The organism is Mixta hanseatica (genome assembly GCF_023517775.1).
GTDB lineage: Bacteria > Pseudomonadota > Gammaproteobacteria > Enterobacterales > Enterobacteriaceae > Mixta > Mixta hanseatica.
The window spans coordinates 1454677-1470579 of the sequence record NZ_CP082904.1; the positions used below are offsets into that span (position 1 = coordinate 1454677).

At 56.8% G+C, this 15903-nt stretch carries 15 protein-coding genes and 1 riboswitch; of the genes, 8 read left to right on the top strand and 7 right to left on the bottom strand.

What is annotated here, in order from left to right:
- Positions 1 to 3 precede the first annotated feature (3 nt).
- Positions 4 to 720, bottom strand: a complete 717-nt coding sequence (locus K6958_RS07090) for an ATP-binding cassette domain-containing protein (protein ID WP_249893980.1) — start codon at positions 718 to 720, stop codon at positions 4 to 6.
- A 913-nt stretch (positions 721 to 1633) separates the two neighbouring features.
- On the opposite strand from K6958_RS07090, the gene uvrB reads away from it, so the two are divergent.
- Entirely contained in the window at positions 1634 to 3655 is a 2022-nt protein-coding gene (gene uvrB, locus K6958_RS07095) for an excinuclease ABC subunit UvrB (RefSeq protein WP_249893981.1), read from the top strand.
- Positions 3656 to 3744: 89 nt separating this feature from the next.
- Here the strand turns inward: uvrB and K6958_RS07100 are convergent, their stop codons facing one another.
- Positions 3745 to 4653, bottom strand: a complete 909-nt coding sequence (locus K6958_RS07100) for a gluconeogenesis factor YvcK family protein (RefSeq protein WP_249893982.1) — start codon at positions 4651 to 4653, stop codon at positions 3745 to 3747.
- 305 nt (positions 4654 to 4958) lie between these two features.
- Positions 4959 to 5091: riboswitch (molybdenum cofactor riboswitch) on the top strand.
- On the opposite strand from K6958_RS07100, the gene moaA reads away from it, so the two are divergent.
- The 5 genes from moaA (at position 5081) to moaE (ending at position 7777) form a co-directional block, all read left to right on the top strand.
- On the top strand, positions 5081 to 6067 hold the full coding sequence (gene moaA / locus K6958_RS07105; RefSeq protein WP_434085193.1) for a GTP 3',8-cyclase MoaA: 987 nt from the start codon (positions 5081 to 5083) through the stop codon (positions 6065 to 6067). Its footprint overlaps the riboswitch before it by 11 nt.
- 14 nt (positions 6068 to 6081) lie before the next feature.
- Complete coding sequence (moaB, locus tag K6958_RS07110) at positions 6082 to 6597, top strand: molybdenum cofactor biosynthesis protein B (RefSeq protein ID WP_249893983.1); 516 nt, start codon at positions 6082 to 6084, stop codon at positions 6595 to 6597.
- 2 nt (positions 6598 to 6599) lie between these two features.
- On the top strand, positions 6600 to 7085 hold the full coding sequence (gene moaC, locus K6958_RS07115) for a cyclic pyranopterin monophosphate synthase MoaC (protein ID WP_249893984.1): 486 nt from the start codon (positions 6600 to 6602) through the stop codon (positions 7083 to 7085).
- Positions 7078 to 7323 carry a molybdopterin synthase sulfur carrier subunit gene (gene moaD, locus K6958_RS07120; protein ID WP_249893985.1) on the top strand — a complete coding sequence of 82 codons (246 nt, stop codon included), beginning with the start codon at positions 7078 to 7080 and terminating at the stop codon, positions 7321 to 7323. The genes moaC and moaD overlap by 8 nt, the downstream gene beginning before the upstream one ends.
- A gap of 1 nt (position 7324) precedes the next feature.
- Positions 7325 to 7777 carry a molybdopterin synthase catalytic subunit MoaE gene (moaE, locus tag K6958_RS07125; RefSeq protein ID WP_249893986.1) on the top strand — a complete coding sequence of 151 codons (453 nt, stop codon included), beginning with the start codon at positions 7325 to 7327 and terminating at the stop codon, positions 7775 to 7777.
- Here the strand turns inward: moaE and K6958_RS07130 are convergent.
- Positions 7774 to 8571: an OBAP family protein gene (locus K6958_RS07130; RefSeq protein WP_249893987.1), complete on the bottom strand. Its 798-nt coding sequence runs from the start codon at positions 8569 to 8571 to the stop codon at positions 7774 to 7776. The two genes, moaE and K6958_RS07130, sit on opposite strands and share 4 nt — an antisense overlap.
- Before the next feature lie 156 nt (positions 8572 to 8727).
- Here K6958_RS07130 and K6958_RS07135 point away from each other — a divergent pair, with 156 nt between their 5' ends.
- Complete coding sequence (locus K6958_RS07135; RefSeq protein WP_249893988.1) at positions 8728 to 9816, top strand: DUF1615 domain-containing protein; 1089 nt, start codon at positions 8728 to 8730, stop codon at positions 9814 to 9816.
- Between the two features lie 63 nt (positions 9817 to 9879).
- On the opposite strand, the gene K6958_RS07140 is transcribed toward K6958_RS07135, so the two are convergent.
- The gene (locus tag K6958_RS07140; protein WP_434085194.1) at positions 9880 to 11826 is read right to left on the bottom strand and encodes a methyl-accepting chemotaxis protein; all 1947 of its coding nucleotides are present in this window, start codon (positions 11824 to 11826) and stop codon (positions 9880 to 9882) included.
- 216 nt (positions 11827 to 12042) lie between these two features.
- Between K6958_RS07140 and K6958_RS07145 the strand changes: the two genes are divergently transcribed.
- Positions 12043 to 12753, top strand: a complete 711-nt coding sequence (locus K6958_RS07145; RefSeq protein ID WP_249893990.1) for a Bax inhibitor-1/YccA family protein — start codon at positions 12043 to 12045, stop codon at positions 12751 to 12753.
- Between the two features lie 83 nt (positions 12754 to 12836).
- Here K6958_RS07145 and K6958_RS07150 read toward each other — a convergent pair whose 3' ends face one another.
- Genes K6958_RS07150 through K6958_RS07160 form a run of 3 tightly spaced genes read right to left on the bottom strand, consistent with a single transcriptional unit; the run spans position 12837 to position 15891 of the window.
- On the bottom strand, positions 12837 to 13889 hold the full coding sequence (locus K6958_RS07150) for a lysylphosphatidylglycerol synthase domain-containing protein (protein WP_249893991.1): 1053 nt from the start codon (positions 13887 to 13889) through the stop codon (positions 12837 to 12839).
- On the bottom strand, positions 13889 to 15133 hold the full coding sequence (clsB, locus tag K6958_RS07155) for a cardiolipin synthase ClsB (RefSeq protein ID WP_249893992.1): 1245 nt from the start codon (positions 15131 to 15133) through the stop codon (positions 13889 to 13891). The genes K6958_RS07150 and clsB overlap by 1 nt, the downstream gene beginning before the upstream one ends.
- Positions 15130 to 15891 carry an endonuclease/exonuclease/phosphatase family protein gene (locus tag K6958_RS07160; protein ID WP_249893993.1) on the bottom strand — a complete coding sequence of 254 codons (762 nt, stop codon included), beginning with the start codon at positions 15889 to 15891 and terminating at the stop codon, positions 15130 to 15132. Before K6958_RS07160 ends, clsB begins: the two co-directional genes overlap by 4 nt.
- Positions 15892 to 15903: the final 12 nt, after the last annotated feature.

The following is a 15903-nucleotide window of genomic DNA, read 5'->3' on the forward strand; positions in this document are numbered from 1 at the left end:
TTTTCAGCTTACCGCCAGCCATTTATCCACTATGTTTTCATCCAGCTGTGCAACGTGGCCCTGCGCCACGTTGCGTCCCCTATGCAGCAGCAGAAAGTAGTCCGCCACGCGCCGGATAACGGAAACGCGCTGCTCCAGCAGCAGGATGGTCAGGCCAAATTCATGGTTCAGCCGATGCAGCAAATTACCGGTTTCCTCCTCCAGCCATGGCGACATTCCTTCGGTCGGCTCATCCAAAATCAGCAGTTGAGGCTGCAGCGCCAGCGCCCGGGCCAGCGCCAGGTTCTGCTGCTGTTCTGGCGGCAGATCGCCGCTGCGCTGATGACGTTGCTGCCATAGCGTAGGGAAAAGATCATATACCAGCGGCGGGATAGCGCAGTGGCGATCCTGCTGTCCGGCCAGCAGGGCGATCAGCAGATTTTCTTCAACGCTAAGTTGGGAGAAAATCTGCCTTCCCTGCGGCACATAGCCGATACCCAACCGCGCGCGCGTTGCCGCCGGCTGCATCAGTAAATTTTCCGGCGGCGATCCCGCCTGCTGCCATATCATGCTGCCGCTGTTAATCGGCAGGTGACCCATAATACAGTTTACCAGGGTGGTTTTTCCCATCCCGGGCTGGCCGATAATACCGGTGCAGGTGCCGGGCGGCAGGTCAAGATCCACATCCCACAGGATATGATTTTTACCGTAGAACTGATTGACCGAACGTAAACGCAGCATCTGATATTCTCCTTCCGTACAGTTCAAATCATTCTGCCCGCCTGCGGTTAAGCCGGGCAGGTAACAGACGTCGGCGAGGTGATATCACCGCCTTTTCGCCCTGCGGCTGAGCGGTCAGCCGTCAGGGGAGGTCCATTCTTTCTTGCAATCCGCAGGCCAAATGTATGGGGAACCGCTGAAAGACGGCTGCTGCGCAGAGGACATTAGCGGGAATGGTCAGAAATCCTTAATAATTTAAGGGGGTAATAAACCAGCTGCACGTTGACGGTGCCGATGAGGTCACGCTTATGGTGCAAAAGACCCATCATATGGCAGAAAAATTAATTAATAACGGCTTGACGTTTACTGTGGGAAAAGGCTGATAACGCCGAATAGCAGGCGCTTAACAGGAAAATTCAGCGGCAGGTCAGGCGCAAAAAGTCGAAAAAAAAATATTTCATCTCTGTTACGCCCCCGGGGGGAATTTTATTCACCCCCGATGTTGCGGGGCCTGTAAACAGTTATCCACTATTCCTGTGGATAACCATGTGCATTACCGAGTGAAAACAACGTGCAGGCCAGAGCGGGCGCGGCTTTTTCCTGAACTGGCGCGAAACTGGGCTTTATTTATATTTTATTTAACTTCAACAAGTTAATTAAAATCAAGCCTGCGATTGCGCGCGCTTTTTTCCGCCGTCGCTTTTACGCTGCGCCTATTGACAAATGTTAAATAGCTCGCCTGCTTGGGGATAACCTTGTGTCTCTTAATATTATCCCCATGTAATGATAAGTCTTAAAATTGTCGCTTTGCCTTTTCCAGGGGTATCGGGCAAAATGACTGATTATATATCCAGTGTCACGCGCTGGAAAAATCATCGAAGCGGAGTAAAATTATCCTCCTGTCCGTGCAATTCTTCAGCAGAGATCATTTCTAATGAGTAAAGCCTTTAAACTTAACTCCGCCTTTCAGCCTTCCGGCGACCAGCCAGAGGCGATACGTCGTCTGAAAGAGGGGCTTGAGGACGGTCTGGCACACCAGACGCTGCTGGGGGTGACCGGCTCCGGGAAAACCTTCACTGTTGCCAACGTGATTGCCGATCTTAACCGGCCGACGATGGTGCTGGCGCCCAACAAAACGCTGGCGGCGCAGCTGTATGGCGAGATGAAAGAGTTCTTTCCCGATAATGCCGTCGAGTATTTTGTCTCTTACTACGACTACTATCAGCCTGAGGCCTATGTGCCCAGCTCTGACACCTTTATCGAAAAAGACGCCTCGGTGAACGAACATATCGAGCAAATGCGTCTTTCCGCCACCAAAGCGCTGCTGGAGCGGCGCGACGTTATCGTGGTGGCCTCGGTATCGGCCATCTATGGCCTGGGCGATCCCGACCTCTATCTGAAAATGATGCTGCACCTGTCGCGCGGCATGATCATCGACCAGCGCAGCATTTTGCGCCGTCTGGCAGAACTGCAGTACAGCCGTAACGATCAGGCATTTCAGCGCGGTACCTTCCGGGTGCGCGGGGAAGTGATCGATATTTTCCCGGCGGAATCGGAAGACCTGGCGCTGCGCGTCGAACTGTTTGATGAAGAGGTTGAGCGGCTGTCGCTGTTCGATCCGCTGACCGGGCAGATTGATTCCGTCGTGCCGCGTTTTACCATCTATCCGAAAACGCACTACGTGACGCCGCGCGAGCGCATTGTGCAGGCGATGGAAGAGATTAAGCTTGAGCTGGCCGACCGGCGTAAAAACCTGCTGGCGAACAACAAGCTGCTGGAAGAGCAGCGCCTGACGCAGCGTACCCAGTTCGATCTGGAGATGATGAACGAGTTGGGCTACTGCTCCGGCATCGAAAACTATTCACGCTATCTCTCCGGACGCGGACCGGGCGAGCCGCCGCCGACCCTGTTTGACTATTTGCCGGCGGATGGCCTGCTGGTGGTGGATGAATCCCACGTCACCATCCCGCAGATCGGCGGCATGTACCGCGGCGACCGGGCGCGTAAAGAGACGCTGGTGGAGTATGGTTTCCGCTTGCCGTCGGCACTGGATAACCGCCCGATGAAATTTGAAGAGTTCGAGGCGCTGGCGCCGCAGACCATCTACGTTTCAGCGACGCCGGGCAACTACGAGCTGGAAAAATCGGCTGGCGAAGTGATCGACCAGGTGGTGCGGCCTACCGGCCTGCTCGACCCGATTATTGAAGTGCGTCCGGTGGCGACCCAGGTGGACGATCTGCTGTCGGAAATCCGCAAACGCGTCGAGATCAACGAGCGCGTGCTGGTGACCACGCTGACCAAGCGTATGGCGGAAGATCTGACCGAATATCTGGAAGAGCATGGCGAAAAGGTACGCTATCTGCACTCCGATATCGATACCGTCGAGCGTATGGAGATTATCCGCGATCTGCGTCTGGGCGAGTTTAATGTGCTGGTCGGCATCAACCTGCTGCGTGAGGGGCTCGATATGCCGGAAGTGTCGCTGGTAGCGATCCTGGATGCGGATAAAGAGGGCTTCCTGCGTTCTGAGCGCTCGCTGATCCAGACCATCGGACGCGCGGCGCGTAACGTGAACGGCAAGGCGATTCTTTACGGCGATCGCATTACCCCGTCAATGGCGAAAGCGATCGGTGAAACCGAGCGCCGCCGTGAGAAACAGATCGAATACAACACCGAACACGGCATCGTGCCGCAGGGCCTGAATAAGAAGATCACCGATATTCTGGAACTGGGCAAAAGCGCGACCAAAGGCAAAACGCGCGGCAAGAGCAGTAGCCGCGGCGCCGCCGAGGCCGAAGCCGATTATCTGGCGCTTACGCCGCAGGCCTTGCAGAAGAAGATCCATCAGTTGGAAACCCAGATGCAACAGCATGCGCAAAACCTGGAGTTCGAAGAGGCCGCCAACGTGCGCGATCAGCTACATCAGCTGCGCGAACTGTTTATCGCCGCTTCGTAAATATCGACTATCGAAAAAAGCCGCAGCCTGAAAAGGCGCGGCTTTTTTTATGGGCGCAGGCGCGAGCTAGAAAGAAAAGATAAAACGCCTCAGCCAAGCGCCTGTATCGCCTGCTCCAGCGCCAGACGCAGCAGCTGGCGATCGTGACGGTAGGGGATATCTGCCGCTTCCAGCGGTTGTTGCACAATCAACCGATCTGTTACACCCTGCACATCTGTCCGTGGGCCGACCACCACCGCATCAATAACCTTTTTGCCAATGTATTTTTCCATTATCGCCAGCTTATCTTCCAGCCGCAGACTGGCAGCGGCGGGGCTGAGCTCGCGCCCCAGATTGCCGATAAAAATCAGCGGGGCAGGCGTGCGGCGCAGCGCCTGCGCCATTTCATTCATCAGCAGCAGCGGCATCAGGCTGGTAAAAAAACTGCCGGGACCGATGAGGATGAGATCGGCTTCGGCAATCGCTTCCAGCGCTTCACGCGTGGGCGCCACGTTGGGATGCAGCATCAAATCCTGCGGCATCGCCGCCAGGGTATCGATCGCCGTTTCGCCATACACCATATGGCCTTCGCTATCAGTCGCCATTAAATCGACCGGCTGCTCCGACATTGGGATTAGCAGGGCGTCCACCTTCAGCATATTGCGGATCAGGTTAATCGCCTCCAGCGGCCGCACACTAAGATGATCGAGCGCTTTCAACATCAGGTTGCCGAGGTTATGCCCGGCCAGCTCGCCATTGCCGGTAAAGCGATACTCAAACATCGCCGAGGCTACGCCCGGCTCAGTAATCAGCTGGTTCAGGCAGTTACGCGTATCGCCCCAGGCAATGCCGCCCTCCGATTGACGGATGCGGCCGGTCGAGCCGCCGTTATCGGTGGTGGTCACGATGCCGGTCAGACGTGAACCCAGCGAAGCAAGGGCCGACATCACGCGTCCCAGTCCGTGCCCGCCGCCCAGGGCGACCACCCGATCCAGATCCGCAAGGGTACGATTACGCATAATTCTCCTGACAATAAGTGACGGTAACCTTAACCGTCGGGTCGGCACAGGATAATCGTTTCTCAGGACGTTTAATACTCTCCGGCCGCAGCGGGAAGAGGTTGATTTAGCGATCAGTGCGCAGAAATGCCTTATCGCAATCATCGTCCGGGCTTCGCTTGCTAACAATTAAAAGCATTGTGCAAGAAAATGTGGCGATCGTGCGGCTAAAAGCGATAAATGCTCGGTATATAAGAGGTTATATAACGAAATTGAACGTGGCATACCCGGATAAATGGCGTTACTATTTGCAGATTCCTGTTTAACAGGCAAAACCACACTCAAGCCTTTGCGCCTACGTCGACAGATAGGGGGCACTGGCCGCAGCCGCGAGCTGCCAGGGTGCAGAAAGAAATGACTGCATCTCCCATTTTGGAAAGGTGTTCTGGTGACCCAATTTATTGATTCCTATGCCCGCAAGTTCTATTACTTGCGTTTGTCGATCACTGATGTGTGCAACTTTCGCTGCACCTACTGCCTGCCTGATGGCTATAAGCCGCAGGGCGCGACAAACAAAAGTTTCCTTTCGCTTGATGAGATCCGGCGCGTTACGCGCGCATTTGCCGATGCCGGCACGGAAAAAGTGCGTCTGACCGGCGGCGAACCGAGCCTGCGCCGCGATTTTGTCGATATTATCGCTGCCGTACGTGAAAATCCGGGTATTCGTCAGCTGGCGGTCACTACCAACGGTTACCGTATGGAACGCGATGTCGCCCGCTGGCGCGAGGCTGGCCTGACCTCCATCAACGTTAGCGTTGACAGCCTTGATGCGCGTCAATTTCATGCCATCACCGGTCAGGATAAATTCCACCAGGTGATGCGCGGTATCGATGCCGCCTTTGAGGCCGGCTTCAGCAAGGTGAAGGTCAATAGCGTGCTGATGCGCGATATTAATCATCACAGCCTGCAAACCTTCCTCGACTGGATTCGCCACCGCCCGATTCAGCTACGCTTTATTGAGCTGATGGAAACCGGCGAGGGCAGCGATCTGTTTCGACGTCATCATATTTCCGGCGAAGTAATCCGCGATCAGCTGATTATGCAGGGCTGGCAGCGTCAGGTCCGGGCACGCAGCGACGGTCCGGCGCAGGTGTTTAGCCATCCTGACTACCAGGGCGAAATCGGCCTGATCATGCCTTACGAGCGCGATTTTTGTGCCAGCTGCAATCGCCTGCGCGTCTCGGCCATCGGCAATCTGCATCTTTGCCTGTTTGGCGACGGCGGCGTGCCGCTGCGCGATCTGCTGGCTTCCGATGCGCAGCAGCCTGAGCTGCAGGCGCGCATCGCCGCCAGCCTCGGGCGTAAAAAGCAGACGCACTTCCTGCATCAGGGCAACACCGGCATTACGCAAAATCTTTCATTTATCGGCGGCTAAACGCGGAGTAAAGCATGGGCAAAGCCACAATGGAATTTCAGGCGCTACGGATTGCGGTACTGACCGTTTCCGATCGCCGCGACGCCTCAGATGACACCTCAGGCGACTATTTACGCGAGGCGGTGACCGAAGCGGGTCATCAGGTTCTCGATCACGCGATTGTCGCGGACAATCTTTACCGCATTCGCGCGGTGGTCTCCAGCTGGATCGCCAGCGAAGATATTCAGGTTATCCTGATCAACGGCGGCACCGGCTTTAACAGCAAAAACAGTACGCCGGAAGCGCTGCTGCCGCTGTTCGACCGCGAGATCGAAGGCTTCGGCGAAGTGTTCCGCATGCTGTCGTGGGAAGAGATCGGTTCCTCCACTTTACAGTCGCGCGCGGTCGCCGGGCTGGCAAACCAAACGCTGATTTTCGCCATGCCAGGCTCAACTTCCGCCTGTCGTACCGCCTGGGAACGTATCATCTGTGAGCAGCTGGACGCCCGTACGCGCCCCTGCCAGTTTGTATCACATCTGAAAAAATCATAACTATGTCGCAATTAACTCACATTAACGCCGCCGGCGTTGCCCATATGGTTGATGTTTCCGCTAAGGCGGAAACGCTGCGTGAAGCGCGCGCGGAAGCCTGCGTGGTGATGGCGCCCGCCACGCTGCAAATGATTATCGAAGGCCGCCATCATAAGGGCGACGTCTTCGCCACCGCGCGAATCGCCGGTATTCAGGCGGCGAAACGCACCTGGGAGCTGATCCCGCTCTGTCATCCGCTCATGCTGAGCAAGGTTGAGCTTGAACTGACCGCCGAACCGGAGAAAAACCGCGTGCGCATCGAGTCGGTATGTCGCCTGACCGGCAAAACCGGCGTCGAGATGGAGGCGTTAACCGCCGCCTCGGTGGCGGCGCTGACCATCTACGATATGTGCAAAGCGGTGCAGAAAGATATGGTGATTGAATCAGTGCGTCTGCTGCAAAAAAGCGGCGGCAAATCGGGCGATTTTCAGGCGGTGGATAATGATTAATGTGCTGTTTTTCGCACAGGTACGCGAACTGGTGGCGACCTCTTCGTTATCGCTGCCGGCAGAGTACGCCACGGTGGAAGAGCTACGCGCCGCGCTGGCCACCCGCGGCGACCGCTGGGATCTGGCGCTGAGCGCCGGCAAGCTGCTGGCCTCGGTTAATCAAACGCTGGTATCGCTTCAGCATCCGCTTCAGGATGGCGACGAAGTCGCTTTCTTCCCGCCGGTGACCGGAGGTTAATATGACAACCCGCATTCGCGTCGGGCAGGCGCCGTTCAGCATGGCCGAGGAGTATCAATGGCTTGCCGCCTGTAACGATGATGGCGCGGTAGTGACCTTTACCGGCAAAGTGCGCAATCATAATCTGGGCGAGCATGTTTCCGCGCTCACGCTGGAGCATTACCCGGGCATGACGGAAAAGGCGCTGGCGGAGATTGTGGAAGAGGCGCGCACGCGCTGGCCATTACAGCGGGTGAGCGTGATTCACCGCGTCGGCGAGCTGTTTCCCGGCGATGAGATTGTTTTTGTCGGCGTGAGCGCGGCGCATCGTGGCGCCGCCTTCGCTTCCGCCGAATTCATTATGGATTATCTGAAAACCCGCGCGCCGTTCTGGAAGCGGGAAGCGACGCCCGAAGGCGATCGCTGGGTTGAGGCGCGCGACAGCGACCAACAGGCGGCTGGCCGCTGGGATTAGTGGCTTACTTTGTGGCGCTTCGTCTGTTCTGAGGTGCCAAACTCGGTGCTGCCGTGGGCGTGCTCACCGCCGCCCTCGACGCGCTGCAGTTGGATCACCTCGCCATCCTGCCAGGCGTTGGCGCCTTTTACTACCGGATGGGCGACGATATCGGCGCGCTGCTGGCGCATTTTACGCGTATCAATTCCCATACGCTCATCGCGATCTTTCAGCAGCCGCTGATCAAGCTGCCCATCGGCGGTAAAGCCCATCATCAGCGCCGGAATACCAAACGGCAGCGTTCTATCGCGGTCGGTGTGCCAGGTGTGCCAGGTTTTGCCATAGGTGTTGACCAGTTTGGTCATCAGCGCCTTATCCGCCGTGTCCGGCAGCCCCGGCGCCACCAGCGTGCCTGATTTCACCTCATAGCTATGGCTGTGCCACAGTTTCTTCTCTTCCGACGGCAGCGTTTTATACAGCCGCTCGCTGATAATATATTCCACGCCCATCAGGCGCGCATCGCGCGTGTTGCCGTCGTAAACCAGCGCCTGCATTACGTCATCATTCAGGATAGTGACATAATGGTGCGCTTCCATTTGGCCGTTTTTATCGCCGTTGTAGAAATGGAAGCCGTCGAGATAGGCGTTAATCGCGTCAATCGGCGGGCGCGACTGCATCGCGGCGGCGCCAGTATCCAGCAGCTTCATTTTCGCCGAGGTCGGCGCGCCGGGAGTGTTTACCTGCGCCGGAGTATTATTACCGCCGCAGCCAGCCAGCGTCAGCGCTGCAACCACCGGCAACCATAAGGTTTTCATCGGGAACTCCTGTAATAATAATTAACAAAACTTAACGTTAGCGCAAAAGTGAGAAATAGAAAGTCAGGGAGCCAGGGAATGAAAGCGGGGCGGGGGCTGGCATTTCGCCACGGCAGTGGTTAAGGTGCGCTTATCTTCAAATGGATAAGGACAGGTATGTCACCTCAGTTATTACGCCTTCTTCCGCTGGTTGCGCTGCTGGCGCTGGCGGGCTGTACCAGTAAACAGAAACAGACGCCGCAGCAAACCCCGCAGCAGATGCAGGCGCGCATCATTGCGCTGATGCCGGGCGACGTGCGACAGAAATCGGACTGGGCAAGCGATATGGCCACCGCGTTCCGTACGCAGCAGATCGAAGCCAGCGACAGCAATATTTGCGCCGTAATCGCCGTGGCCGATCAGGAAACCAACTTTAATGCCGACTCACCGGTGCCAGGCCTGCCGAAAATCGCCTGGGGCGAGATCAACAAGCGGGCGGCGCGGCTGCATATTCCCGCTTTTCTGGTGCGCACCGCGCTGATGCTTAAGTCGCCGAACGGACGCAGCTATGCCGATCGGCTGGACAGTGTGCGCACGGAAAAAGAGCTGAGCGCCATTTTTGATGACTTTATCAATATGGTGCCGATGGGCCAGACGCTGTTCGGCAATCTGAACCCGATTCATACCGGTGGACCAATGCAGGTAAGCATCGCCTTTGCCGAAGCGAACGAGCAGGGCTATCCGTGGCCGGTGGACACCTCTATCCGTCAGGAAGTCTTTACCCGTCACGGCGGCATCTGGTTCGGCGTAAAGCACCTGCTGGGCTATCCAGTCAACTATAGCGCGCCGCTGTACCGCTTCGCCGACTTCAACGCCGGCTGGTACGCCAGCCGCAATGCAGCGTTTCAGGCGGCGGTAGCGCGCGCCACCGGCATGAAGCTGGCGCTGGATGGCGACCTGATCCTCTATGGTTCCGATAAGGCGGGGGCGACGGAGCTGGCGGTACGCACGCTGGCGGCGCAAATCGATATGAGCCCGCGGGCGATTCGGCGCGATCTGGAAAAGGGCGATAAGCTCGACTTTGAAGAAAGCGAATTGTGGAAGCAGGTTTTTGCACTGGCGGATAAACAGGCCGGACGCCGACTGCCGCGTGAAATGCTGCCGGGCATCCGTCTGGAAAGCCCGAAAATCACCCGCAATCTGACTACCGCCTGGTTTGCTCAGCGGGTAAACAGCCGTTATCAGCAGTGTATGGCGCGGCGCTAAAAAAACGCCCGTGGCGAATTAAGGTCACGGGCGAGCGGTTTTACCACAGAGCGGCAACGCTGCTTAGCCGTGCTGCTCCAGCTGAAAGGTGGATACCGTATCGGCCAGCTGGCGCGCCTGATCTTCCAGCGAGGCGGCCGCGGCCGACATTTGCTGTACCAGCGCGGCGTTCTGCTGCGTGACGCCATCCATCTGATTGACTGCCACGCTCACCTGACTGATGCCCAGCGACTGTTCATCGGACGCATTGACGATTTCGCCGATAATCGACTGTACTGCCGCCACCGACTCGGTCATGGTTTTCATCGTTTTGCCGGTCTCGTTTACCAGCGACACGCCGGTATTGACCCGCGCAGCGGACTCATCAATCAGCGCGGAAATCTCTTTAACCGCGTTGGCGGAACGCTGCGCCAGATTACGTACTTCAGATGCCACCACCGCGAAGCCGCGCCCCTGTTCACCGGCGCGCGCCGCCTCTACCGCCGCGTTCAGTGCCAGAATATTAGTCTGGAAGGCGATACTGTTAATCAGGCTGGTGATATCGCCGATTTTGCGCGAACTTTCATCAATCTGCGCCATCACCTCTATCATATGCTGCACCAGCGCCTCACCGCGTCCGGCAACCGCCGTAGCATTGCCGGTTAGCTCGGTAGCCTGATGCGCGTTATCGGCATTTAGCTTCACCGTCGCGGTTAATTGCTCCATGCTGGCTGCCGTCTCTTGCAGCGCCGATGCCTGCTGCTCGGTACGAGAAGAGAGATCGAGGTTGCCGCTGGCGATTTCGCTGGCGCCGCTGCGCACCGACGCGCTGGCGGTCATGATCTCGCTTACCATATTGCGCAACTGCTGCTGCATGGTTTGCATCGCATAGAAAATGCTTTGCCGATCTTTAGCCTGCACCTCAATGGCGCGGCTCAGGTCGCCCTGGGCTACCGCCAGAGCAAGGCTGGCGGCCTCGGCCGGCTCGCCGCCGACGGGACGCGCAATTTTACGGCTGAAAATCAGCCCCAGCACGCCGCATACCACCACAATACTCACCAGCATCAGGACCAGCGCCCAGATCAACTGGCGGTTGGCGGCGGCCATCACCTCGCTGACCGGCGCGACGATCGCCAGACGCCACGGCGTTTCGCTATTGCCGACACTGATCGGCTGCCAGCTAATAAAGGCGGCTTCCTTCAGAAAGGCATCCTGATATTCATGTACCGCAGGGTTTTGCGTTTTCTCGTCCTGCCAGGTTTTGCCTGCCAGCGCGGCATCGGGGCTGGCGATGATTTTGCCCTGATGCGACAGTAGCAGCGCATAGCCTTTGCCATGCCATGGCTTGATGGCGCTAATGGCTTTTTGCAGCGTCTCCAGCGAAAAGTCAGCGGTAACCGAACCTTTGAACTGGCCATTCACGATAATCGGCGCGGCGATAGAGGTCAGCATGACGTCTACGCCGTTATAGGGATAAATATAAGGCTCGAGGATCACCTCTTTCATGCGCTGACGCGGCAGCAGATAGTAGTCGCCGATGCCGGGTTTTTCATAATCCACCAGGTTATGCAGCGCAGGCTCCCCCTCACCGTTGCGATCGACATAGCGCGCATAGCGTCCGGCGGCATCCTGATCCGGCTGCGCAGCAAATTCCGCATCTTTGCCGTCAAATGCGTTGGGCTCAAAGGCGAGAGAGATCGAAAGGTAATCGTGGTGCGTACGTAGCGTCGCGCTTAACATCTGATCCAGCACCCGGCGCTCCGGCACGCCCGCCTCTTTTAAGCTCCAGGCGTCGGTGCCCAATCCACGCGCGGTATGTAACGCCTCGTCGAGTTTGTTTTGCACCTGTTGCGCGTTGGCTTTCGCAATCTGCTGCAGATAGTCCTGCGCCAGCTGGCGCTGTTGCTCGCGTGACTGGCCGCTCAACAGGCCGATAGTCAGAATAAACCCAAGGGAAATGGTAACGATGCCGGTGATCAGCATCAGCGTTTGGGTGCGCATTTTGCTCCGGTGGTTGGCAAAGGCTGTCATGAAATTCCCCGGAAAAGGTTAAAAACATCAAATAACCTCCTGTCAGCGAATCTTCCCCTGTGCAGTTTATCGGCAGGGAATGCGTAACATTCAGCCATCGCGACGGAAAAATTATACGTTGGCTATAATTTCGTTGCGTAACGGCAGCAATGGCATAACTTGCCAGATCTATGCCACACTTGAGTAACGTATGACTTCACTCAATTAGGGGGATCTATGGATCGATTTCCACATTCGCAAGAAACAATCGTGCAGCGTGCCGGTACCGGTCTGCAAACTTACATGGCGCAGGTGTATGGCTGGATGACCTGCGGTCTGCTGCTGACCGCCTTTATTTCCTGGTATGCGGCGAATACGCCAGCGGTGATGGAGCTGGTCTTCGCTAACCGGATCACCTTTTTTGGACTGATTATCGCGCAGCTGGCGGTGGTGTTTGTGCTTTCAGGTCTGGTGCATAAGCTCAGCGGGGCGGTGGCAACGGCGCTGTTTATGCTGTACTCAGCGCTGACCGGTTTAACCTTAGCCAGTATTTTCCTGCTCTATACCTATTCATCAATTGCCAGCACCTTCTTTGTTACCGCCGGGATGTTCGGCGCCATGAGTTTTTGGGGCTACACCACTAAACGCGATCTCAGCAAAATGGGCAGCATTCTGTTTATGGCGCTGATTGGTCTGCTGTTAGCTTCGCTGGTTAACTTCTGGCTGAAAAGTCCGGCCTTAATGTGGGCGATTACCTATATCGGCGTGTTGGTGTTTGTTGGACTGACGGCGTATGACACGCAAAAGCTGAAGGCGATTGGCGAGAATATCGATACGCGCGATAAAGAGAACCTGCGCCGCTATTCGATCATGGGCGCGCTCACCCTTTATCTGGACTTTATCAACCTGTTCCTGATGCTGCTACGTATCTTCGGCAACCGCCGTTAAGGCAATGATGCTGGCTCTCTTTGGCCAGCGCGGCAGTGAATAAAGCAAAGCCCGGTATCATCCTGTGATGCCGGGCTTTATAGTTACTGAACCGCTTTATCGGGCGGGGAGAGGGTAGCGTCCGCCTCCAGCCGTTCAGCCTGGCGCGTCTGCTGTTCCTTTTTTTTGCCGCTCTCTTGCTGCATTTTGCGCTCATTTTTTACGCGCAGATGCTTCGCCCGGCTTTCCAGCCACAGATAGAGCACCAGCGCCAACAGCAGCGGCAGGATAAAGTAGAGCACGCGGTAGGCAAGCAGGGCGGCGATAATCTGTCCGTGACCGGCATGCTCGCCGCGCAGCAGCGCCAGAAACACCGCTTCCAGCACCCCGATGCCGGCCGGGATATGAATAATCACCCCGGCGATACTGCTAATCAGCAGCACGCCCAGCACCACCGGATAATGCACTTCCTGTCCCAGCAGCAGCCAAATAATGGCGCCCATCACCATCCAGTTGGCGCTGGAGATAGCAAACTGAAACAGCGCCATACGCAGCGAAGGCAGCGCCAGCTTCTGCCCCTTAATTGTCCAGCGCCGCCGTTTGGAAAAGGCGCAGGCGGCCAGATAGGCGAGCACCAGCAGCGCCAGAATGCCGCCGATCAGCCGCAGCGTTCCTTCGCCGATAAACCAGCCGGGCGGTACTGGCACCATACCGGCGGTGAAAATAATCCCCGCGAGCAGGATATAGCCCAGCCAGTTAGTGGCGATACTCAGCGAGAAAATGCGCGTAATGGTGCTGCCGCTCAGCCCCAGCCGTGAATAAAGCCGGTAGCGCATCGCGACGCCGCCAACCCAGGTGCTAAGCGTCAGGTTAAAGGCGTAGCAGATAAACGACACCAGCATCACCTGACGCTTCGCCAGCTTATGACCACAGTAGGCGCGGCCAATCAGATCGTAGCCGCCGTAGGCGAGATAACTCAGGATCACCAGCCCCACCGCGCTGAGAATCGCGACGCGGTTATAGTTGACGATCACCTTCCAGACATCTTCCCAGTTTACTTTGCGGGCGTAGACCACCAGTAATACAACAACCGCAACAAAGAACAGCCAGGTGAGGATCTTTTTGGCCAGTTTCCATTTTGGATGGGCTTTTGACATCAGGATTTCACTCCTTGTTTATCGCTATCGACGCGATCCTGGGTTTCCAGTTCCGGCTGAACCGGCGGCGGCACCTGCTTTACTTTAGGCGTATGGGCGGGCAGCCAGCCGGCGATCGCAGGGAAATGGCGCAGGAAGTGGAAAACAATCACGCTTTTCGTCAGCTGTAGCCAGGTGCGCTTCGGCAGTTTCTCTTCCTGCACGCGCACGCAATCATTCTGTAACAGCTGCTCCAGATTGTCGCGCAGCGTCTGATTAAACTGTCGATCGTGAATAATCAGATTGGCTTCCAGGTTAAGCGACAGGCTTAGCGGGTCAAGGTTGCTGGAGCCGACGGTCGCCCATTGCCGATCCTGTACCGCCACCTTGCCGTGCAGCGGACGCCGGATATATTCATAAACCTCCACGCCGCCTTCTACCAGGTAGTTATACAACAGCTCCGCGCCCACTTTCACAATCGGCATATCGGGCTCACCCTGCACAATCAGACGTACGCGTACGCCGCGTTGGGCGGCATTTTTCATCTCGCGCAGTAGACGGTAGCCAGGGAAAAAGTAGGCATTGGCGATGATCACATCCTGTTTCGCGTTGCTCAGCATTTCCATATAGTGCTGCTCGATATCGTCGCGATGTTCGTCATTATCGCGAATAACGAACAGCGCCTGCGCATCGCCCGGCTTCTGGTTGCGCGCCGGACGATGTGAGCGCTGCCCCCACCAGCGGCGCGTATTCGCCTCGCTGCCAAATGCCTGCAGCACAAAAGCGCCGATATCGTCAACGATCGGCCCTTTCACCTCAACGGCATAATCCTGCTTGGCTTCCGGACCGAAGTCGGTGTTGTGTTCGGCGGAAAAGTTAATGCCGCCGACAAAGGCGATAACGCCGTCCACCACCACAATTTTACGGTGCAGTCGGCGGAAGAGATTGGTGCGCATGCCCATCACCAGCGGACGCGGATCGTAATAGAGAAAGCGTACGCCGGCGGACGTCAGGCTGGAGACAAACTCATCTGACAGATCGGGCGAGCCGTAGCCATCCACCATCATCTCAATTTTTACGCCGCGCTCGGCGGCCGCCAGCAGTTCGCGATGCAGCGCCTTGCCGACGTTATCCTCAAACAGAATAAAGGTTTCCAGCAGCACACTCTGTTGCGCGCGCTGAATCGCGCCGAATACGCGCGGGAAAAATTCTTCACCGTTTTCCAATAGCTGGATACGGTTGCCATCGCGCCAGCTCATCGTCATAAGTGAATCTCCACGGCCAGCGGCGCATGATCGGAAAGGTGCGACCAGGGCCGCATGGGTAATGCCCAGGGTTGGCTGGCACCGGCGTTGCGCACGTAAATACGATCGAGGCGCAACAGCGGGAAACGCGCCGGGAAGGTGCGCGCCGGACGCCCATGCTTGCGGCTGAATACCTCATCAAGGTTAGCGCAGCGCTTCAACATTTTATTGGCGCGAATTTGCCAGTCATTAAAATCGCCCGCCACTACCAGCGGGGCATCCGGCGGTAGGGCAGCGATCATCTCGCACATCATCTTCATTTGCGCATGGCGATGCGCATCGCGCAGGCCAAGATGCACGCACATTACATGCAGCGCCTGGTCACGATCGGGCAGCTGAAGATGACAGTGCAACACGCCGCGCTTCTCGGTGCCCGCCACGGAAATGTCGCGGTTCTCATACTCAATGATCGGGAAGCGGGAAAGCACCGCATTGCCATGATGCCCTTCAGGATAGACCGCGTTTCGCCCGTAAGCGAAGTCGTTCCACATGGTATCGGCGAGAAACTCATAGTGCGGAGTGTCCGGCCAGTTTTCCACCTGTAGCGGATGAACCGCGTGCGTGCCCATTACCTCCTGTAAAAATACGATATCGGCTGACGTTGCGCGTACCGCTTCACGTAGCTCAGGTAAAATAAAGCGCCGGTTAAAACTGGTGAAACCCTTATGTGTATTAATTGTCAGGACTTTAAAGGAAAATCCTTGCGCTTTTTGTGACATACTGGGGGCGCT